Source organism: Sodalis ligni, assembly GCF_016865525.2.
GTDB lineage: Bacteria > Pseudomonadota > Gammaproteobacteria > Enterobacterales > Enterobacteriaceae > Acerihabitans > Acerihabitans ligni.
Genome location: NZ_CP075169.1, coordinates 2,717,034 through 2,737,692, shown reverse-complemented (window position 1 = coordinate 2,737,692; position 20,659 = coordinate 2,717,034). Strand labels below are relative to the sequence as shown.

Sequence of the window (20,659 nt, the reverse complement as noted above, 5' to 3'; positions counted from 1 at the left end):
GGCCGATGCCACCGGGGCCAAGATTGCCCCCGTTAATGCCGGTTTTTGTGGCGTACGATATCCGCCATGACCGCCAGCGCGATTTCAGCCGGCGTTTTGCTGCCAAGATCCATGCCCACCGGCGCATGGATACGCGCCAATTGAGCGGTGCTGAGTCCGCCGATAGTTTCCAGGCGCTGCAAACGCTGCCGGCTGTTGCGCACGGAACCCATCACCCCCAGGTAAAAAGAGTCGGTATTCACCGCCTCCATCATGGTTAAATCGTCAACGCGGGGATCGTGGGTCAGCGCCACGACGGCGGTATTGCCGTGACACCCCGCTTGTTCAAGATACCGGGCCGGGAACGTCCCTTTGACGATAACGTCCTTATGCAGCTGCGGGGCAAAATTTTGCAGGGCGTCGGGCCGGTTGTCACAGACGATGGTCTCGAAACCCAGGGCAATGGAAAATTCGGCGCAGTACAGGGCTACCGTGGATAAACCGGCAATAATCAGCCGGGGAGCGGCGGCAACGGTCAAACTGACCCGATTCCCCTCATAGCCGGCCAGGGTGGCGCCGCTGTAGGCGCACGCCTCCAGATAACGGCAGGCATGGGGCAAAATGACTTCTTTGCGCAGGGAGAGATAGCCTGAGAGCGCCTGTCCCAGGCGGGAGAGATAACCGGCGCTCCCCGGCCCGGCCGGCAGCATCTCGATAAGAATATCCAGTTTGCCGCCGCAGGGCAGCGCCCGATGGGGGGGTAGGCCACCGTCGCCGTAGCGCACGATTTGGCTGCCTTGCCTGAATTCCCCGGCCCGGATACGGCTGATAAAATCCTCTTCCACACAGCCGCCGGACAGCGAACCGCAGTACAATCCGGCGGCATTGATCACCATCATCGCCCCCGGCGCCCGCGGCGATGAACCATAGGTGGAGAGTACGGTGCACAGCCAGACCGGCTCCCCGGCCACCCAGTCCAGGGATTGGGCGATAACCTGTTGGTCCAGATTCTGCATCAGTCATTATTCCGGATAGGTGGCAACGGCAAATCGATGTCTTGAATCACTCCCCGGTCCATCACGGGGATTTTATAAGGCGGATAGCGCATGAGCACAGATGAAGCGCCTTCGGCATAACGCAACCGCAGCAGGTCCGCTTTCGCCTGTCGGGCAAACCCCACCGGATGCCCCGGCAGCCGCTGGTAAAAAGGCCGGGCGGAAACATGCTGTTCCAGCGCATCCGCCACCAGCCGGTATATTCCCACCGGCACGAAGGGCATATCGGCCAACTGGATGAGCCAGCCGTCCCAGCCGGCGTTATGCCTGACGCCTTCCGCGATGGTCTCGCCGAGGCAGCGGGTATCCCGGCAGATATAGGGGACGCCTGAAAAGCGGCAATGGGCCTGGATGGACGCAGAGGAAGAGCGGGTCACGACATGCACCGGCAACCCTGAATCACAGGCATTTTTCAGCGTCTGCTGAAAGACGGAAATGCCGTCGCTTACCGGCTGATCGAGTTTAAGGCCCTGCCCGCCGGCGGCGAGATATCGGCTTCCCAAGCCCGCGGCGGCAATGAGGATTCCCGGCGACGTCACGTTATTGCCTCCCAAGCGCACCCATGCCGCTGATACCCCGCGAAACCCTCTATTCCGCTATTGGCAGGGCAAGTTATTAAGGTATAGGAGGAAGCCGCGGATTATGGAATGCATCTTATTGCGGGATGTTTGCCTGATTTTATCAACCTCAGGCTGATGAATGCCCGGCCCCAGGGTACCGCGCCGGGCACGGTCTCTTAGCCTAAATTCCCCTGAGCACCACAATACCCGGCGTTCTTTTGACGTAGGCCAGGAAAGGCGAATCCACCACTTTTCTGTTGGCCGCGCGCGAAGAAGCGTTGCGCAGCATAGGACCGCCATCGGTCATGACAAAAATTCCGGTATGGGTGACGTCCATGCCGGCTTTAGGCGTATAGATGCCGATAAAATCCCCGTTTTTCAGGCGACGGATGACGGCGGCATTTACCGCCCTGGCCGGTATATAGGCAATATCCCGCGTCGTCACGTCAAGGGACGGGAAATATTTGCCCCCGCCGGCGGCTTGATTGAGATGTTTGGTGACGGTAACCGCATTGGGACTGACCTCGCGGGTCACATCCGTGGCGTTCAGGGGCGTCAAATGGGCCCAATCGGTGAAAAACTGTTTCCGGTGCCCGTAGCTGACGTCGCCGTCGACATAGCGGGTCTGCCGCAGATGCTCGCTAAACTGCGCCGCGTCGGCGGATTTGCTGAGGGCATAGACATAATCGAGATAGGTAAAACAATCTACGCCGTTAAAATTGATGACCAGCCGCTCCGGCACGGTATCCGACCCGACAAGGGTGCCGGCGGTGTAGGGCGTGCCCAGGAACTCGGCGGAAATGGCCTTGATCGCCTCCCCTTCATCCATTGCGGCGGCGTTTGTCCCTTGACCGGCCATAAGCCGTTCAATCCGATACCGGGTAGTGCTGTCGGCATTGACCCCGTTGTCCGCTTCCCGCTGATGCCCCGCGCATCCCGCCAGCGCCAGCGCCAGCGCTACCGCCAGCGGTAAAAAGATTTTCTTGCTCATGTTGCCGCTATCCTCCGATGGGGGCATAGCATACGCTTGTCAGGCAGCGGCGCGGCAGATAAGTGTGTTGCAGTTTATGAGAAAGCATCAGGGGAGATAATTTGTCTAAAGTGTGATTTTCATTGTACTACAATGTTAAATTGAGGCGCCGCCATAAATCATCCGCTGGTTTATACGTGCGCCAGGAAAACGGCGCGGAAATGGCAATGGCGGCCCATAGCCAATAAGACAGAGGTTATCATGGCATTTAACATAAGAGACCGCTTAATAATCAAACAAGAAATAGAACGGACTCATCTCCCCGAAAATACCCTTGCCTTGTGGAGCCTTGGCCAGTCAGGCATGGTCATTAAAAATCATCATGGCGATGTGATAGTCATTGATCCCTATCTCAGCAGCGCCATTGAAAAAAACCATCCCGGCACGGAATTCATTCGACAGTTCCCCCCGGTGCTTGAGCCGGAAGATATCCAGGAGGCGGACGCCCTATTGGTCACGCATTTCCATGACGATCACATGGACATGGAAACCTTATGCCGGGCGGCAAATAATCGGCCTGGCCTACCGATTTATATCCCTTCCGTCGACGCGGGGGATGTGGCTGCAAAATACGCCTCTTTACGGCAGGCTATTTCCCCGGCGGTCACCCATGAAACGCTGCATATCGGCGATTTCTCCATAACGCCTCTTGCCTCCGCCCACAGCGAATATGAAAAAAACGCTCAAGGCCACCATCGTTTCATCGGCTATTTTATCGAAACCGACGGTCTCTCGTTTTATCACAGCGGCGATACCTTGGTGACCGCTGAGCTGGAAAAAGAGCTGATTCAGCTTAAACCAGACGTGATGGCCTTGCCGATAAACGGCGGTGATTATTCAAGGCTCAAACGAGGCATCGTACCCAATATGACTTTTCGAGAGGCGGCGGATTTATATAACAGTGTCGGCAGCGACTATTTATTGCCGATACATTACGATATGTTTCCCAATAATACGGATAATCCCGCTCATTTTGTCGATTATATGCTGCAACGCTATCCCGGCAGTAAATTCCATCTCACCATGCCCGGAGAACGGGTTATTTATATGAAAGCTGCTAGGTGAATCGGGTTTTAACGCCGTCAATCCGATATATTACGCCATGACGGCTGGCCTTTCGGCCGGCCAATCATGACCGGCACTGCGTGTCTAAATGCGGCCCGGAGGTAACCGGGCTTATTGCCGTTTGTCAGCGGCTTTGGCGTGCGATGATTCGGCTGTAAGCATAGACCGCCACCCCGCCCAATATCGCCATGGCGCCGATGATGCTGAATCCCGGCAGATATGAGCCGGTGCCTTTAAACAGATAGGCCACGACGAAACCTGCTACCGTGCCGCCGCCGCCCGCGCCGATACCGTTCACCACGCCGGCCGCCGGTCCCACCGCCGCCGGCTTGACGCTGGAGGTGATGATAGACCAGATGTTGGTGGTATAGCTGCTGGTAAAATAGCCGATGGCCAAGGTGATTAACGCCATTTTCATCACCGGATTAGCGATGATCGGCAGCAGCCCCAGCAACACCCCGGCCACCACCAGGCCCGATGCCGCTATGAGGCCCCGCTTCTGGCTGCGATCGCTGATATAGGACATCGGGATAGCCAATATAATCGCCAGCATATAAGGCAAAGAACTGGCGAATCCCTGCCATAATCCGGTGAACCCCAGCGACGTCACCAGCATGGGGATAAACAGCGTAATACCCAAAAAGCATGCCGTTGGCAAAATAGCTAAATACCAGCAACAGGAAAGGATAACCGCCTAAAGACGCAAAGGTGAGCTTTTCCGCGGGCCGCACTTCCTCCGTGGCGGTATTGCCGGCGCCGTCCGGAGACGTTTTAAGAAAAATCAAAATAAAGGCACCACGATAAAATACCCAGGCCGCCGGTGATATAAAATAGCCATTGCCAGCCCAAGAGATCGTAAATGGGCGTGAGGACCAGAAAGCCGATGGCCAGTGCCAGAAATTGGCCATAGAATTGAATGAGATTGGTGCCTCGGGTAATTTCATCTTTGGTAAACCAGGCTCGGGCAAAACGAAACTGCTGTGGCCAATAAATACCTTCAGCTATGCCCAAAATAATCCGATAGATAATCAGCAGGGTCGGCGTGGTGACCCAGGCGGTAAATACCTGGGCCAGCGACCAGATTAATACCATGCTGATAATCGTTGTTTTGGGATTGAGCTTATAGGTAAGAAACCCGCCGAAAAAGTTGGATAGGGCGTAACCGATAAGAAAGCCGGTCAATGCCAGGCTTTTGGTGCCCGCACCGGAAAAGCCCAGATCCCGCTCCATGCCCGGCAGTCCGATGGAGAGATTCGATCGATCAAGATAGGCGATAAATAAACCTATCATCAGCGTCACGCCGATACGGTACCATTTTGAATTACTCATGTCATATTCCATTCTTTGTAGGGTTTGTACCGCAGTAGGGTAAGCGGCATCAGCCTTATTTCATTTCTAAATGCCGTATGAGATCCGTATCGATATCAATTCCCAGCCCGGGTTTATCCGGCACCGGGAACAACGGGCCAATCACCAAATCGGATAATTGTTCACGAATGATATTCGGCGCCCGATCGAGCTCAAGCAGCGGACGTTCCCTCACCAGGGAAGGTACCGCCACCGGGATGGCGGAAATCAGGTGCAGCGTCGCCGCCAGAGAAATCGCCGACCCCCAGAGATGGGGAAAACAGTCGACGCCAAAGGCCGTCGCCATCATGGCGATATTCAGCGCCTCCCCCAGACCGCCGCAGGCAGCGACATCCGGTTGGACAATATCCACGCAGCCCTGCTGCAAAAAGGGCCGGAAGCCAAAGCGGGCAAATTCCGACTCGCCGCCGGCGATGCGCATGTCCAGCGCGGTCCTGACTTCCCGATAGCCCTGGAAATCGTCCGGCAGCACCGGCTCTTCAAACCATGAAATATCGTATTCTTCAATCATTTTGCCGAATCGGATGGCCTCACGGACGGTGTAGGCACGGTTGGCGTCCACCGCCAGACCAGCGCCTGGGCCGATAAGGCTGCGCACTTTGGCGACTCTCGCCGCATCCTGTTGTAGGGTCATGCCCCCTACCTTCATTTTGAACGCCTCAAAGCCCTGGGCCACAGAGGCCTCGGCGTCTTTTTCCAACGTGTCGCGATCGCCGGCGGCATAATAAAAAGAAGATGCGTAGGCCTTGATGGGGACCGCGGTATTCCCCCCCAGCAATCTCGCGATAGGCTGCCCCATCACCTTGCCGAAGATATCCCATAAGGCGATATCGATGCCGGATATGGCGGAAATCGCAATGCCTTTGCGGCCGAATTCCCGGGTGTGATTATATAAATCTTCCCAAATAGAGGCCCGCAGCAACGGATCCTGGCCGATTACCAGCGGCGCATACAGCTCATGGATCAATGCGGCATTGGCCTTCGCCGGACCGAAACACTCCCCCCAGCCGATCACACCGTCGTCGGTGATGATTTCCACCAGGCAACTGCCGCGCGTATCCCATAGCCATTGAGACATGCCGAACTGGGTTTCCAATTTCTGCACGATAACGTGCGTTTTAATCTCTTTGATACGCATATAGATTTCTCCTGCATTGCGGGTAATCGATTACCAAAACATAGAAAAAAAAGGGATTAAATCAACGTCGAATTTCGCATTATCAATTTAACGGGAAGCTCGAGGGATTCCCCTTGGGAATGCTCCGCGTCTTGCCCTAAACCGGCCAGCAGCCGCTTCGCCGCGGTGGCGCCGATTTCATAGGTCGGCTGCGCGATGACCGTCAGGCTGGGATTAGCCACCGAAGCCCATTCGGTATCATCGAAACCTATAAAGAGAAAATCCCGCGGAATTTCATAATCCAGGGATTTTGCGGCCTTCAGTACCGCCAGGGACAGCATGCCGTTGGCGGCAATAAGGCCCATTCTTGCCGGGGACCGGTTTTGGCGAATAAGGTTGCCAAGCAACTCCGTAACGGGTTCAACGGCGATCTTATCGATAATATGAATCCCGCTGGCTATACCCTGCATCTCTTCCTGCGATGCCAGGGCGCGAAAGGCCTCCACGCGTTCAATTCTGGGGCTGACATGGTCAATCCGCGGGCTCAGCAGCGCCAGGGCGGAACAGCCCCGCGCCAATAAATGCCCGACGGCCAGGGAAACCCCTTGGACATTATTCACCGCAACGGAATTTATCATTCCTGTGCTTATCTTTCGTCCCACCAGAACAACCGGCATTTCGTGCGCGAGACCGGCAATCAGTTCATCATTGCCGCCGCTGGTATTGATGACGAATCCATCAACCCGTTTCGCCATCATCATTTCTATAAATTCCTTTTCTTTCGCGGACGACTCATTGGAATTACAAACAAAAATGGTATAGCCAAACTCGGCGCAGGTTTCTTCAATACCCTGCAAAATCGCAATGGAATACGGATTGAGGATATCCGACAGGATGACCGCGATAGTATTGCTTTTGGTGCTTCTCAGGCTGCGCGCCACATCGTTCGGCATATAGCCCATTGATTTAATGGTCTTTTCAATTCTCAGCCGGGTATCGGCGCCCATCTTATGGAATTTGCCGTTCATATAACGGGATATGGTGGCGGTAGAGACCCCCGCCGCCAGGGCCACGTCGCGTATTGCCGTAGGTTTTTTCATGATGATGAGTTTTGGTAATCGATTACCCTAATGCTATCTTGCCTCCCAACGGTAAATCTGTGATCTACTGCTCATAATTGATGTACAGGTCATCGAGTTCAAAAGGGGCGCTGAAGCTTACTGTCATAGTGATTTTTAAGCTAATCATTGATAATCTGCTTTAACCCGTGACACCGATCACTCTCCGCTGTTTTCCCATGTACAAGGCAAATTTATGTCCAGGCAAAAAGACATTCTGCCGTCCCGTGATGCCCGCAGCGCTCCGCAGGCCAGGGACAGCGTACGGGATTTGCGCTTCTCCTCCATTCGCGAGGTGGCCAATGCCGGTATCGGCAGAAGCGATATTCTGCCGTTCTGGTTCGGCGAGCCGGACCGCCCGACGCCGGACTTTATCTGCGCCGCCGCACAGGCGTCCCTGGCGGCGGGAGATACCTTCTATACCCCGAATCTGGGTGAGCCGGCGCTGCGGGAAGCGCTGTCGCGCTACCTTTCCTCCTGGCACCGGCCGGTGGCCGACAGCCGAATAGCCGTCACCTCTTCCGGCGTTTCAGCGCTGATGCTGGCGGCACAGTCGCTGTATAATCCCGGTGATCGGGTAGTGGTGGTGACGCCGGTATGGCCGAACCTGGTGGAGATCCCGAAAATTCTCGGCGCGCGGGTGGAAGAAGTGCCGCTGGCGCTATGCCATGACGCGGACGGCATTTCCCGCTGGCACCTTGATACCGATATCCTGCTGACGGCTCTGACGCCGGACTGTCGAGCGCTGGTGATCAACTCGCCGAATAATCCCAGCGGCTGGGTGATGCCCGCCTCCCAGCAAAAAATCGTGCTTGCGCATTGCCGGAAATACGGCATTTGGATAGTGTCCGACGAGGTATACGGCCGCATTCTGTTTAACGGTTTGCCGGACCGGTGCGCGCCCTCTTTTCTGGACATCGCCGATGCCGAAGACCGGCTGGTGGTCATTAACAGCTTCTCCAAAAGCTGGATGATGACCGGCTGGCGGCTGGGATGGATAGTGGCCCCGGACGCGCTGATTCATGAACTGGGGAAATTGATTGAATATAACAGCAGTTGCGCACCGGGATTTATTCAGAAGGCGGGGGTAGTGGCGGTCAACCAGGGGGAAAGCGCACTGCGTGATACAGTGGCGCGCTTCCAGGCGTCACGGGATTTTCTGTATGGTAAACTGCGGGAACTGCCGGGGATCGAAACGCCCCTGCCGGAAGGCGCCATGTACCTGTTTTTCCGGGTGGAAGGTCTCAAGGACAGCCTCGCGCTGTGTAAGGCGCTGGTGGCCGAGGCCGGTTTGGGGCTGGCGCCGGGCAGCGCTTTCGGTCCCGCCGGCGAAGGCTGTATTCGCTGGTGCTTTGCCAGCTCGCTGGATAGGCTCGAGCTGGGAGTGGAGCGTTTCCGGACCTTTTTGGCCGCCGGCGGCCGGTGCCACAACCGGGCCGTTACCGGCTAAACCAGCGCGTCTTTGCCCGCGCCGCACACCAGGGCGCAGGCCTTGGCGCCGGCGGCGAGACGAACCCTGCCTGAACGCAGCGCCGCCGCCGCCGCAGCGCCGCTGAGATCCGCCGCCAGGCCGAACTCAAACCATAACCAGCGCGCAGCCGCCAGCATCTCCTCATCGGAGACCAGCACTACCTCATCTACCGCTTGGCGGACCTGTTCAAACACTCGCGCATCGGTACGGCCGCAGGCCATGGTGGCCACTTTTGTGGTCACCGCCGGTAAGCTGACGACATCACCCGCCTGCAGGCTGGCATAGAGGGTGGGCGAACCCTCCGGTTCAATACCGATAATACGCACCGAGGGTTTCAGGCTTTTCAACGCCGCCGAGATGCCGGATATCAACCCGCCGCCGCCTATCGCCACCAAAATCACATCCAGCTCCGGCAGCTGTTCCAGAATTTCAAGGCCCAGGGTACCCTGACCGGCAATCACCGCCGGATCGGCGAAAGGATGAAAATAGGCGCACTGATGCTCCTTGGCGTAGGCCAGCGCATTGACATTGGCCTCGTCCCAGAGGTTGCCCACGACATGCACAATCGCGCCCCAAGCCGCCAGTTTGTCCAGCTTTTCCCGGCCGGTGGTGGCGGGAACGAAGATATTGGCCGGCACCTTCGCCATCGCCGCCGCCCGTGCCACCGCCAATCCATGATTGCCCCCCGACGCGGTCACGATTCCATGGGTTAACTGCGATTCCGGCGTGACCAACAGCCGGTTGGTGGCGCCGCGCACTTTGAATGATCCCGTTGGCTGCAGGCATTCCAATTTAAGCCAAAGCTCGGCTTCGGTGATATTTTCAAACAGGGCCTCGGCTTTAATCAGCGGCGTGCGGCGAATGAAAGGCGCAATGCGTTCCGCCGCGGCTTGGATATCAGAAAGTGCAAACATTTAACCACCGATGAAAAGTTGAGTAATCGATTACGTTAAATTATTAACACGGATGCTGAACGTATTTCAAGGTTTTTGCCATTTTATTTTAACCTGGGCTGGGCTTGACGGATGAAGATATTGTTTTTATAACTGAGACGCCCAAAAACCTTTTTTTCAGGTAAACGAAATATATGGACACCATTTATTTTTACGATCCGCGGCGGGGAGAATTTTGCTTTCTCAGCAACCTGCACCCTCGCCCGCTGGTGTTTGCCGGCACGGAATATGACACACCGGAGCATGCTTTCCAGGTCGAAAAAGCGCTGTCCCCTCGGATGAAAAACTGGCTAAAACAGGCGCCAACGCCTGAGCTGGCGGCGGTGGCCGGCGATGCCCTGTCCGAAGAAGAAACGGTGCCGGACTGGGCAAACATTTGTGTCGAGGTGATGTCCTCCATCGTTAGGGCTAAATTCGACGGCGCGGAGGATTTAAAGCAGTGTTTATTAGCCACCGGGGATCGTAAATTAGCGGAGTGTTCCCCCATTGACGGCGAGGTAGCCCGCTTTTGGGGAGAATATCAGGGCCAGGGAGAAAACCGGCTGGGCAAAATTTTAATGGCGCTGCGTGCGGCTTATCGCAGCGAAAAATAAGCCGCACCGGCGAAGGTTATTTTAAAAAAGCGACGCTTCGTCCACTCTTTTGATTCAAACTATGCTTTATTGAAATAAGCCTTTTTCAACTCAGCTTATAGGCGGATGCGGCATTTTCGCGATAAAACCGCCGCCGTTCCTGGTCTGAACATCCGGTCAAAATCTCATCCATCACCGCCACCCAGCGGGGATAGTCGGCGCCAAGATTAAGCACCGGCCAATCGCTGGCGAACAGTATCCGCGAAAAACCGAATTGTTCGATAACGTGCTCGATATAGGGCCGGATTTGCGCCAGGGTCCAGTTCCTGCGATCGGCTTCGGTGGTGACGCCGGTGATTTTGCACACCACGTTGGGTAATTCGGCGATGGCCGCTATTTGTTTATCCCAGGGCGTATAGAGCCCGGCGGCGATATCCGGTTTGGCGATATGATCGAGCACGAACCTGACGTTCGGGCAGCGGCGCACCAGTTCGGTGGCGCTGGCCAACTGGTGATGGCGGATGCAGATATCAAAGCTGAAATCGAACTTTGCCAGCCGCTGTACCCCTTCGATAAAATTGGGCCGCAGGCAGTAGTCCGGTTCCTCATGATACTGGAGCAGCCGGCGGATGCCGCGCACCGCCCCGATTTCAGCCAGCCGCTCAAGCTCCTCTTCCACCGCGGCCCCTTTTTCCAGCGCGGCGCAAGCGACAATGGCGGCGATGCGGGGATCCTCCCCCCTCAGTTGCTCCACGAACCGGACTTCATCCAGCTTTTGATGCTGGGCGACATCCACCTCGATGAAAATCATTTTTTCGACCTCGACGCCGCCGCAGGCCAGGGAATAATCATCCGGCATGTACCGTCCCTGAATCTGCGGCACATCGTTCAGCCAAGGATAGTCCAACTGCCGCTGGTCGTAAAAATGCACGTGGGCGTCTATCAAGGGGAAACCAGGCATTACTTTTTCTCCTGCAGTGAGATATCGGGATGAACAGGCCGGGACGCAACGCTATTGCGCAGTAATAATTCCGTATTAAGCACAATCCGTTCAGGGGAAGGCGGAATATCGGCGGACAAGGTTTTCAATAAACGCTCCGCCGCTATTCGGCCTAATTGGTAAATGGGCTGCCTGATGGCGGTAATCGCCGGTTTGAAAATCGAATACCATTCCATATCATCGAAACCCACCAGGGAAAAATCATCGGGAATGATAAATCCCTGTTCAACCAGTTCGGTGATGGTGCCCATGGTCATCAGATTATTGGTAATAAAAAACGCGCTGATATCCCGGTTATTTTGCAATAGGGATTTCACCGCCCGGCGCCAGCCCTCATAGGTGGAATCACTGGAAAAAATCAGATGCTCCGGCACGGTAAGACCCTGGGCGCTGAACGCGTCGTAATAACCAGCCAGCCGTTCCTGGTCAAACGAGGCCTGCAGGGAGCCCGTGACGATGGCGATATTTTCATGACCCTGCCGGATAAGATAATCGATGGCGTTTTGCGCCCCTTGCCGGTTATCCACCACAATGGTATCCACCGCCGTGTCTTTAATCTCGCTGTCAACCAGGATAACTTTCAGACCATGTGCCATGGCGCTTAAAATATGATCGTTGGTACTGGCTGAACTGGACATGATCACGGCGTCCACCTGTTTTTCCATCATCAGCCTGAGCAGCCGCGTCTCTTCCTCTACCTTGTTGTCGGTATTGGCCAGCAATATGCTAAATCCCTCCGGCCGCAGAATGTCTTCCACTCCACGGGCCAGTCCGGCAAAAAAGGGGTTGGCGATATCCGCTAAAATCAGGCCGACGGAATAGGTTTTTTCCTTGCGCAAACTGGCGGCCACTGAATTGACGACATAACCCAGTTGTCTGGCGGTCTGCAGCACATGTAGCGCGGTGGCCTCCGAGGTACCGGCTTTCAAGCCGGCCAGCACCCGTGAGACCGTCGCCGATGAAACGCCCGCTTCGAAAGCGACATCCTGCATTGTTGGTTTCTTCCGCCCTTTCACACCATCCCCCTTTTCCTCGATCCCTACTGCATCGCACAAGCGATGCGAAAAGTAAATAGCCGGGCATTTTCAAATAATTCTTGACACTTTTATGACCCGCCCCTAATTATAACGTAATCGATTAACGTAATCGATTACTCAACACCCTAAACAGGGATTTTTTTACTCACTGCTTACTTTCTGAGTAGGAACTTGAATATGACGTTTTCACAATCAGGGTCGTTACCGACGCAGTCCGGTACTGCGGGAGCCTCACCTCCGCCAACGCTTCTTCATCACGAGGCGGCGCTGCAGGCCATCGATATTGTGAAGAATTTCGGTTCTCTCAATGTCTTGCGTGGAGTATCGGTTTCGCTGTTCCGCGGTGAAATTACCGCCATCGTCGGAGATAACGGGGCGGGGAAATCCACTTTTATGAAAGTGCTATGCGGGGAGCATATTCCTGACGGCGGCCAGCTCTGCGTTAACGGCAAGGAAGTGCGGCTGCGTTTGACCCAGGACGCCCAACGATATGGTATCGAAACGGTCTATCAGGATTTGGCCCTCGCCCCTGATTTGTCGGTGGGGGAGAACGTCTATCTGGGCCGCGAGCTGCCGGCAGCCGGCTGGCGCGGCACGCTCGGCATGCTGGACCGGGCCGCCATGCAGGCCAGTACCGCGGAAACCCTGCGCGAGCTGGGGGTGACGTTGAAAACCTACCGTACCACCACCAAAAGTCTTTCCGGCGGCCAGCGTCAAGGGGTGGCCATTGCCCGGGCCATCAAGTGGGCGCGTCACGCAATCATGCTGGATGAACCCACGGCGGCACTGGGCACATTGCAGCGGGAAATGGTTTATCGGGCCATTCGTGCGGCGGCCAAGCGCAATCTGGCGGTGCTGTTGATTTCCATGATTTACCGCAGGTGCTGGAAATCGCCGATCGCATTATCGTCATGCGCCAAGGCAGGGCCATTGCGAATCTGCTCCCCTGCGACGTCACCGTGCGCGATGTGGTGGATGTCATGCTTGGCGCAAAAGAGGTAACACAATGAGCGCACCGACCCATGAAGAAAATCTGTCCCCATTGGCCAGTACCGACCGTTCCACCTGGTTCTCCAGGTTATGTGAACATACCGCGTTCTGGATGCTGTTGATATTGCTGGGCCTGGTATTTATCTTTTCGCTGATTTCCCCCAATCATGCTTTTTTCAGCGTCAGCAATTTTTTTACCATTGCCCTCAATGCCTCCCAGTTGGTGCTGCTTGCCGCCGGTATGACCTTCTTGCTGGGTTCACGGGAATTTGACCTGTCGGTGGGGGCCAACGTGGTGTTGTCTTCGATCCTGGCGGCAAAAACCATTACCGGACTTGCCGGTAGCCCCGATCAAGTCGCCATGGGGGATTATCCCAATTTGACGGTGGCCATCATCGCCGGCGTGGCCGTTGCGCTGCTGACCGGAACCCTGTTCGGGCTGATTAACGGTCTGGTGGTGACGCGGCTGAAAATCAGCTCGTTTCTGGTGACGCTCGCCACCACCACCGTGGGTCTGGGTATCGCCCTGGTTATCACGCACGGCGCCAATGTTCCCGACATTCCGCGCGTATTGCAGATTTCATTTGCCACCAACAAGATTTTCGGCGTGATTCCCCTGCCGGTGGCGGTGTCGCTGATTATCGTTTGCCTGCTCTGGTACATCTTATCCAAAACCCGGTTCGGCACCCATACGCTGGCGCTGGGCTCTTCCCCTAACGCTGCCAGGCGCGCGGGGATAGATATCAATTCCCATTCTCTGTATCTCTTTGGCCTGATGGGATTGTTATGCGGCGTTGCCGCCGTACTGGATATCTCCCGCTTCGCCACCACCAATATCGGCGGCCATCAAACCGATAATCTGCAGGCGGTGGCGGCGGCGGTCATCGGCGGCACCAGCCTGTTCGGCGGCATCGCCTCAATGTCGGGCACCGTTATCGGTACCCTGATACCGGTAGTACTCAGTACCGGACTGGTCATTATGGGACTGGATTCCTTTTACCAACTCATCGTTGTTGGACTGATTGTGATTGTGGCCGTGTATATCGATCAGCGTAACCGTCAACGCAGCGTTTAAACCCCCTCTCAACATGTAAAGGAAAGTGCCATGAATTTACGCCTGGGAATATGTATTGCCGCCTTATTGGCTTCAGGGTCCGCGCTGGCGGAAAAACCGGTGAATATTGCCTTCCTGCCCGGTCAGGTGGGGATACCTTTTTATTCAACCATGCAGTGCGGCGCGCAAAAGGCCGCCAAGGAATTTAACGTGGCGCTGAGCTGGAACGGCCCGCCGGATTGGGATATTGCGCTGCAACAGCCCTTTATCGATGCGGCCTTACAGCTGCACCCGGCGGCGGTTGTCCTGGCCCCCACCGACGGCAACGCCCTGATTACCCAGGTTGCGGAGCTGGAAAAGCAAGGCACGCCGGTCATTACGGTGGATGCGCCGCTGAATAAGCCGGTGGAGACGCAAAGCATCCAGTCCAACCACTATCTGGGCGGGGTCGCCGCGGCCAAGGCCATGGCGGAAGTGGCGGGCGTCAGCGGAACATTTTTGGCGGTGGGGATGCGTCCCGGATTACCGGATATCGATGCGCGGGTGAAGGGTTTTACAGATACCTTCAAGAAAGAGTATCCGCAGGCAAAACTCCTGCCGGTTATCTATCCCGAAACCAGTTCCACCAAAGCGGCGCAGCAAGTGGCGGCGGCCCTGCAGGCCAATCCCGATCTCAAAGGGGTCTATGTGACCCATTCCGCCGCCGCCACCGGCGCCTCCTCGGCCATTATGGAAGCGGGTAAACGCGGTACGGTTAAACTCATTTCCTTTGATGGGGATCCGCAGGAGATCCGTGATTTGAAAGACGGCATTTACGATGCGCTGATTATTCAACAGCCCTACCAGATGGGATATCAGTCCGTGAAATTAGCCGCGGAACTTGCCCGTAAGCAAATCAATAAAGCGCAGGTGCCCCATGATAACCTGTTGCCTTTTGTGATTGCCACGCAGAAAAACATCAATGATCCGGCGGTGCGTCAATATTTTTACCAGACCAGTTGCAAGTCTTGATGCCTCACGTCAGTTACAGCGAGTTTGTTAAACCAGCCGCAGGTTTTAATCGATGAATTTATCAATATCGAGCGATTAAAATGGACAGCGTAAATTTGTTATTAAGGTGGATTCTTAATGGAAAGTGATTTAGCAGATCGCGTAGCCATTATTGTGGGAGCGGCCAAGGGAATTGGCCTGGCGATGGCCCGCAGTTTTTCCCGCGAGGGCTGTTGTGTTGTGTTGGGGGATATCGACAGTGAGCGCGGCCGGCAGTTGGCCCGTGAACTGGGCGAAGACAAAGCGGTATTCCAGTATGCCGACGTCGCCAGCAAAAACGATATGGACCAGTTGGCGGCCTTGGCGGTCCGCCGCTTTGGCAAGGTGGATATTCTGCTGCAAAACGCCGGCATTTATCCCTCCTGTCTGCTGGAAGAGCTATCCCTCGAGCAGTGGCAGCATGTCTTGACGGTAAATCTGACCGGGACCTTCCTGGCCATGCAGGCCTGCCTGCCGGTTATGCGGGCGCAGGGAGGCGGCCGCATGATTTTCACCTCGTCCATCACCGGGCCGCGGGTGGCCAATCCGGGCGTGGGGGCCTATGGGGCGAGCAAGGCGGGCATCAATGGCCTGATTCGCTCCGCCGCGCTGGAATTCGCGCCCTACGGCATTACGGTGAACGGTATCGAACCAGGCAATATCATCACCGAAGGGTTAACCGCGGGCCGTAGCCAAAGTTTTATCAGCAATATGGAAGAATCCATTCCCCTGGGACGTTTAGGCAGTCCGGAAGACGTGGCCGCCGCCGCGGTCTTCCTGGCTTCTTCCGGAGCGTCTTATATCACCGGCACCACGATTGTGGTTGACGGGGGGCAGATCCTGCCGGAAAGCAAAGATTTTAATGACCGGACGCAGTTCTTCACGAAAAAAACCTTAAGTCCGGATTAACCTGCGTTATCAACATTCGGCCCCGACTCAGGGGCTGAATGTAACAAAGGAATACCCGATCCATCACCCGGTCGCCTCACGGCTTCAACCGATCCGCTATGGCACGCCGCGTCCCGTCAAACCGCCCCGTCATTTTTTTTGCCGTTTCAGCACAATCGAACAGGTATATCTTTCCGCCGGATGGACAGACACCGTGGTTTCAAAGGTATTACCTGAAATATCGATATAGCGGCGGACGATCCTCATGGCCGGTGAACCAGGCTCGACGCCCAGGGCTTTCGCCATTTTCGGCAGTACGCCGATAGCGGTAATGGTCTGCCTGACTTCTTCGCTTTTGATGCCGTAGTGCTTTTCAATCAGGTCGCTGATCAATGAAAACGGATCGCTGCGGACCAGTTGGCGCACTTTGGCATAATCGGGGCTGGCGTAGCTGTCGGTCCAGCAAATCGGCGCGTCTTTCTTCTTACTGTCTTCGCGGATACTGGCAATATGCAGCCAGCGCGAACCTGGCCGGCAGCCAATGGTCTGCGCCAGCTCGTCATCGGCGACGATTTCATCTATTTTTTTGACGACGCGCAGATTGGTTTTCGCCAGCGTCAATAAATCTTCCAAAGACGCCAATGAATGGCTATGGCCGTTTTCATCGCCCTTCGGCACAACCAGCGTGCCGACGCCTTTCCGGCGCGACACCAATTCAAGCGCCGTCAGCTCGCGCAGAGCCTCCCGTATGGTGTGCCGGCTGACGTTGAATTGTTCGCATAGCTCCAGTTCGGACGGCAGTAGCGAACCCGGTAAATACTTGCCGGAAGCAATATTCTGTACCAGTTCCCGGGCGACACGCTGATAGAGAGATTCTTTCATAGGTCACTTGTCTTCATTGTTATTGATCCTGGTCAAACAATAATCACAAAACACTTTCATCAAATGTCCGTACATCTTAACGTATACGTACTTTTTATAAGTACGTACATTTAAACATGTACGTACTTATAATGATATTAACTGTTTGTTAAACATAACATGCGGCGATAGCGGTCACAATAAACCCGATACGGGATCTTTGGGTTAAGATCACCCTTGATTCCCTTCTCGCTGCTCTAATCATTTTATATAGGAAACATTATGGCATCGAATGTTATTGATTCTATTCTTTTTCGCGATTCTTTCGGTACCCCCGAAATGCGGGCCATTTTCGACGATCGCGAGCTGATTCGCAAATATGTTGAAGTGGAAATCGCCCTGGCGAAGGCCGAAGCGCAGTGTGGGTGATTCCCAGGAGGCCGCGGACGAAATCGCGGCTGAGTGCAACGCGGATACCCTTGATTTTGATCTATTACGCAATGAAACGGAAATCGTCGGTTATCCCATTTTGCCCTTGGTACATCAGATTGCCAAACAGGCCGAAAAGCATGGCGGTTATGTGCATTGGGGCGCCACGACGCAGGACATTATGGATACCGCCGTTGTTTTACAGCTGCGCGATGCGTTTGATTTGATTGCATCGGATATCGGAGCGTTACGCAAAATCCTTGCCGGACTGGCGAAACGCTATCGCGATACGCCGATGGCGGGCCGCACGCATTTACAGCAGGCGCTGCCGATAACCTTCGGATACAAAGCCGCCATTTGGCTCGATATGTTCGATCGCCATGGGGAACGCCTGGCGCAGGCCCGTCCCCGCGTGCTGGTGGGGGAATTCGCCGGTGCGGCGGGCACCCTGGCCTCCTTGGGCGATAAAGGACTGGCGGTGCAAAAAGCCATGATGGAAGAGCTTGGCCTTGGCATACCGGTCTCCACTTGGCACGTGGCGCGGGACGGCTTTGCGGAGGCGGTGAACCTGCTGGGTATCATCACCGGCTCATTGGGAAAAATAGCCTTTGACGTCATGCTGCTGGCGGCCAATGAGTTTGGCGAGCTGTATGAACCTTTTGTCACAGGCCGCGGCGCCAGCAGCACCATGCCGCAGAAACGTAATCCCATCTCAAGTGAATTGATGTTGGCCTGTGCCAAAGGCGTTCGCCAGCAGGCGGGCTTGATGCTTGACGCCATGGTTCAGGATTTGGAACGGGCAACCGGACCCTGGCATGCGGAATGGATCGCCATTCCGGATAGCTTCATTCTCGCGGCGGGTGCGTTACATCAGGCTAAATTCATGCTCGGCGGCCTTATCGTGGATGAAAAAGCCATGGCGAAAAACCTCGATATGACCAACGGGCTTATCGTGGCGGAAGCGGTGATGATGGGTTTGGCGCCTTTTATCGGTCGTCAGGACGCCCACGATATCGTTTATGACGCCTGCCGCGTCGTGAATGAAAAAGGCGGCCGCCTCGCCGATGTACTTAATGCCATGCCCGCCGTTTCAAACCGTCTTGATCCCAATCTTATTGAACAGCTGACCAACCCCGCCAATTACCTGGGCATGGCCGCACAAATGGTCGATCGGGTATTGGAGAGTTCCGCCAAGCGACATTCCTGATATAGACATTCGTGTGCATGAATAAGGAGATAATATGTCATATGAATCATCTAAAAAGAAATCGCTTATTGCTGTTACGATTCCTATTTTAATTGGCGTGGTTATATGGTTGCTCCCCATTCCTATGGGGCTGACACCGAAGGCATGGCACATGCTGGCCATTTTTGCCGCCACCATTGCCGCTATCCTGACCCAGCCGCTACCGTCCGGTGCGGTGATGATGGTTGCCGTCTGCGTGGCGATCTTTACCGGAACGCTAACGGAAGCACAGGCGTTGTCAGGCTTCGCCAACGGCACCGTATGGCTGATTTTTTGCGCCTATATCCTGTCGTTGGGGTTTGTTACCTCGGGCTTGGGCAAGCGGATTGCTTATAAGATGCTGTCGCTGTTCGGCGGCAGCAGTCTGGGCATCGCCTATTCCCTGGGCATTTCCGATCTTATCATGTCCCCCGCCATGCCTTCGGTGACCGCGCGTTCAGGCGGCATCATATTTCCAATCGCCCGTTCCATTAATAGCGTACTGGGATCGGCGCCCGGTGCGACCGGTAAAAAAATCGGCGATTTTCTTACCATGGTCTGCTTTCAGTTTACGCCGATCACCGGGGCCATTTTTCTCACCGGCATGGCGGCAAATCCACTGGCCGGCAGCCTGGCGAAAACATCCCTGGGTATCAATATCACCTGGGGAGGCTGGTTTATCGCCGCGGTAGTGCCCGCCATGGTCTGTTTCTGCCTGATGCCGCTGCTGGTGTACAAAATGCTGAATCCGGAACTGAAACGCACCCCGGAGGCAAAACAGATGGGCCGCCGCGCCCTTGCCGAATTAGGCCCGATGGTGCTGGCGGAGAAAAAAGTGGCGTTCGGATTTATTCTGGCGCTTGTCGGTTGGGGCACCAGCCTGTTGACCGGCCTGTCGGCGACCACGATAGGTCTTGGGCTGGCGGCCTATCTGTTCGCCACCCGCGCGGTTGACTGGAAGGACCTGCTGAAAGACTACGCCGCCTGGGATACGGTAATCTGGTTCGGCGTGATCATCAGCCTGGCTACGGGGTTATCGGATCTGGGTTTCATCAAATGGATAACGGCTCATCTGGGCAGTGTCATCCATGGCTTGGGCGCTATGGGCACCTTTGTCATTTTGGGCGTCATTTACATCTATGTGCATTATTTATTCGCCACCGCCACCGGACATGTTGCCGCGCTGTACGCGCCTTTTGCCGCAACGGCCATTGCCGCCGGCGCGCCGCCGATGATGGTGGCCATCTGTTTCGGCATTTTCAGTAATCTGATGTGGGGTAATACCGAATATGGCGGCGGACCCGGCCCCATTTATTTCGCCCAAGGTTACTTCGAACGGCCGCGCTTTTATAAAATCAACTTTTGCATCGTCACGTTCAATGTCGTTTTGACCTTTATCGTCGGGTTGTTCTGGTGGAAGCTGCTGGGCTATTATTAATCCTTCACCGGAATCGGAAGCATTTCCCCCGTAACCGGGGCCTGGGTTGCCGCCCCTGATGTCGCCCCCCATGATTTCCATTGGCCAACGTTTGGATACTCGCTTCAATGGACGATGATTGCCCGCCAGGCGTTGCGGATGGAATTATCCGGAGGGATGCAGAGCGTGATCCGCCTCCCTTCGCAGGAGGCGGATCACGCTCTGGCAGAATGCCGCTGCAAAAACCGAAGACAAGCGTTATCCTATTACCATCGGTTTTGCTGTTTGGCATGCTATGGGCAATGCAGGATACGGGGTCTCAACGGACGATGACGGCCTGTCATTTACCGCAATGCCGAAGCGGCGGGATGTAGCCGAGGGGTTAAGGCAGTGGATCTTGATTCCACGAACGGGGGTTCGAATCCTTCCATCCCGTCCATT

17 protein-coding genes, 1 tRNA gene and 2 pseudogenes are annotated in these 20,659 nt (G+C 55.4%); 10 read left to right on the top strand and 10 right to left on the bottom strand.

Features of this window, described 5'->3' with window-relative positions; translation table 11 throughout:
• Positions 1-32: 32 nt before the first annotated feature.
• From GTU79_RS12735 to GTU79_RS12725, 3 genes are all read right to left on the bottom strand, one after another.
• Complete coding sequence (locus GTU79_RS12735; RefSeq protein ID WP_214514006.1) at positions 33-995, bottom strand: XdhC family protein; 963 nt, start codon at positions 993-995, stop codon at positions 33-35.
• Entirely contained in the window at positions 995-1,573 is a 579-nt protein-coding gene (locus GTU79_RS12730) for a nucleotidyltransferase family protein (RefSeq protein WP_203521647.1), read from the bottom strand. The genes GTU79_RS12735 and GTU79_RS12730 overlap by 1 nt, the downstream gene beginning before the upstream one ends.
• A 202-nt stretch (positions 1,574-1,775) precedes the next feature.
• A complete protein-coding gene (locus GTU79_RS12725) occupies positions 1,776-2,585 on the bottom strand; it encodes a DUF1460 domain-containing protein (protein WP_203521648.1) in 810 nt (269 codons plus the stop codon).
• 240 nt (positions 2,586-2,825) lie between these two features.
• On the opposite strand from GTU79_RS12725, the gene GTU79_RS12720 reads away from it, so the two are divergent.
• On the top strand, positions 2,826-3,689 hold the full coding sequence (locus GTU79_RS12720) for an MBL fold metallo-hydrolase (RefSeq protein WP_203521649.1): 864 nt from the start codon (positions 2,826-2,828) through the stop codon (positions 3,687-3,689).
• Positions 3,690-3,813: 124 nt separating this feature from the next.
• Here the strand turns inward: GTU79_RS12720 and GTU79_RS12715 are convergent.
• From GTU79_RS12715 to GTU79_RS12705, 3 genes and pseudogenes are all read right to left on the bottom strand, one after another.
• Positions 3,814-5,018, bottom strand: a pseudogene (locus GTU79_RS12715) (MFS transporter).
• A gap of 55 nt (positions 5,019-5,073) precedes the next feature.
• Positions 5,074-6,195 (bottom strand): mandelate racemase/muconate lactonizing enzyme family protein, encoded by a 1,122-nt coding sequence (locus GTU79_RS12710; protein ID WP_203521651.1) that lies wholly within the window; start codon positions 6,193-6,195, stop codon positions 5,074-5,076.
• Between the two features lie 56 nt (positions 6,196-6,251).
• On the bottom strand, positions 6,252-7,274 hold the full coding sequence (locus GTU79_RS12705) for a LacI family DNA-binding transcriptional regulator (protein WP_203521652.1): 1,023 nt from the start codon (positions 7,272-7,274) through the stop codon (positions 6,252-6,254).
• A 214-nt stretch (positions 7,275-7,488) separates the two neighbouring features.
• On the opposite strand from GTU79_RS12705, the gene GTU79_RS12700 reads away from it, so the two are divergent.
• Positions 7,489-8,742 carry a pyridoxal phosphate-dependent aminotransferase gene (locus GTU79_RS12700; protein ID WP_203521653.1) on the top strand — a complete coding sequence of 418 codons (1,254 nt, stop codon included), beginning with the start codon at positions 7,489-7,491 and terminating at the stop codon, positions 8,740-8,742.
• Here the strand turns inward: GTU79_RS12700 and GTU79_RS12695 are convergent.
• A complete protein-coding gene (locus tag GTU79_RS12695; protein ID WP_203521654.1) occupies positions 8,739-9,677 on the bottom strand; it encodes a threonine ammonia-lyase in 939 nt (312 codons plus the stop codon). The two genes, GTU79_RS12700 and GTU79_RS12695, sit on opposite strands and share 4 nt — an antisense overlap.
• A gap of 173 nt (positions 9,678-9,850) precedes the next feature.
• On the opposite strand from GTU79_RS12695, the gene GTU79_RS12690 reads away from it, so the two are divergent.
• Positions 9,851-10,309, top strand: coding sequence for an NADAR family protein (locus GTU79_RS12690; RefSeq protein WP_203521655.1), 459 nt, complete (start codon positions 9,851-9,853; stop codon positions 10,307-10,309).
• Positions 10,310-10,394: 85 nt separating this feature from the next.
• On the opposite strand, the gene GTU79_RS12685 is transcribed toward GTU79_RS12690, so the two are convergent.
• Complete coding sequence (locus GTU79_RS12685) at positions 10,395-11,249, bottom strand: amidohydrolase family protein (RefSeq protein ID WP_203521656.1); 855 nt, start codon at positions 11,247-11,249, stop codon at positions 10,395-10,397.
• Positions 11,249-12,280, bottom strand: coding sequence for a LacI family DNA-binding transcriptional regulator (locus GTU79_RS12680; RefSeq protein ID WP_214514005.1), 1,032 nt, complete (start codon positions 12,278-12,280; stop codon positions 11,249-11,251). The genes GTU79_RS12685 and GTU79_RS12680 overlap by 1 nt, the downstream gene beginning before the upstream one ends.
• A gap of 222 nt (positions 12,281-12,502) precedes the next feature.
• Here GTU79_RS12680 and GTU79_RS12675 point away from each other — a divergent pair, with 222 nt between their 5' ends.
• The 4 genes from GTU79_RS12675 to GTU79_RS12660 all read left to right on the top strand — a co-directional run bounded on the left by GTU79_RS12675 (position 12,503) and on the right by GTU79_RS12660 (position 16,307).
• Positions 12,503-13,327 (top strand): ATP-binding cassette domain-containing protein, encoded by an 825-nt coding sequence (locus GTU79_RS12675; protein WP_214514004.1) that lies wholly within the window; start codon positions 12,503-12,505, stop codon positions 13,325-13,327.
• Positions 13,328-13,331: 4 nt separating this feature from the next.
• Complete coding sequence (locus GTU79_RS12670; RefSeq protein ID WP_203521658.1) at positions 13,332-14,390, top strand: ABC transporter permease; 1,059 nt, start codon at positions 13,332-13,334, stop codon at positions 14,388-14,390.
• Positions 14,391-14,420: 30 nt separating this feature from the next.
• Entirely contained in the window at positions 14,421-15,380 is a 960-nt protein-coding gene (locus GTU79_RS12665; RefSeq protein WP_203521659.1) for an ABC transporter substrate-binding protein, read from the top strand.
• 117 nt (positions 15,381-15,497) lie between these two features.
• A complete protein-coding gene (locus GTU79_RS12660; RefSeq protein WP_203521660.1) occupies positions 15,498-16,307 on the top strand; it encodes an SDR family NAD(P)-dependent oxidoreductase in 810 nt (269 codons plus the stop codon).
• Positions 16,308-16,436: 129 nt separating this feature from the next.
• Here the strand turns inward: GTU79_RS12660 and GTU79_RS12655 are convergent, their stop codons facing one another.
• Complete coding sequence (locus GTU79_RS12655; RefSeq protein ID WP_203521661.1) at positions 16,437-17,168, bottom strand: GntR family transcriptional regulator; 732 nt, start codon at positions 17,166-17,168, stop codon at positions 16,437-16,439.
• A gap of 261 nt (positions 17,169-17,429) precedes the next feature.
• Here GTU79_RS12655 and GTU79_RS12650 point away from each other — a divergent pair.
• From GTU79_RS12650 to GTU79_RS12640, 3 genes and pseudogenes are all read left to right on the top strand, one after another.
• Positions 17,430-18,783 (top strand): annotated as a pseudogene (locus GTU79_RS12650) (class-II fumarase/aspartase family protein).
• A 34-nt stretch (positions 18,784-18,817) separates the two neighbouring features.
• A complete protein-coding gene (locus GTU79_RS12645) occupies positions 18,818-20,239 on the top strand; it encodes a DASS family sodium-coupled anion symporter (RefSeq protein ID WP_203521663.1) in 1,422 nt (473 codons plus the stop codon).
• Positions 20,240-20,582: 343 nt separating this feature from the next.
• Positions 20,583-20,657, top strand: a tRNA-Gln gene (locus GTU79_RS12640).
• Positions 20,658-20,659 lie beyond the last annotated feature (2 nt).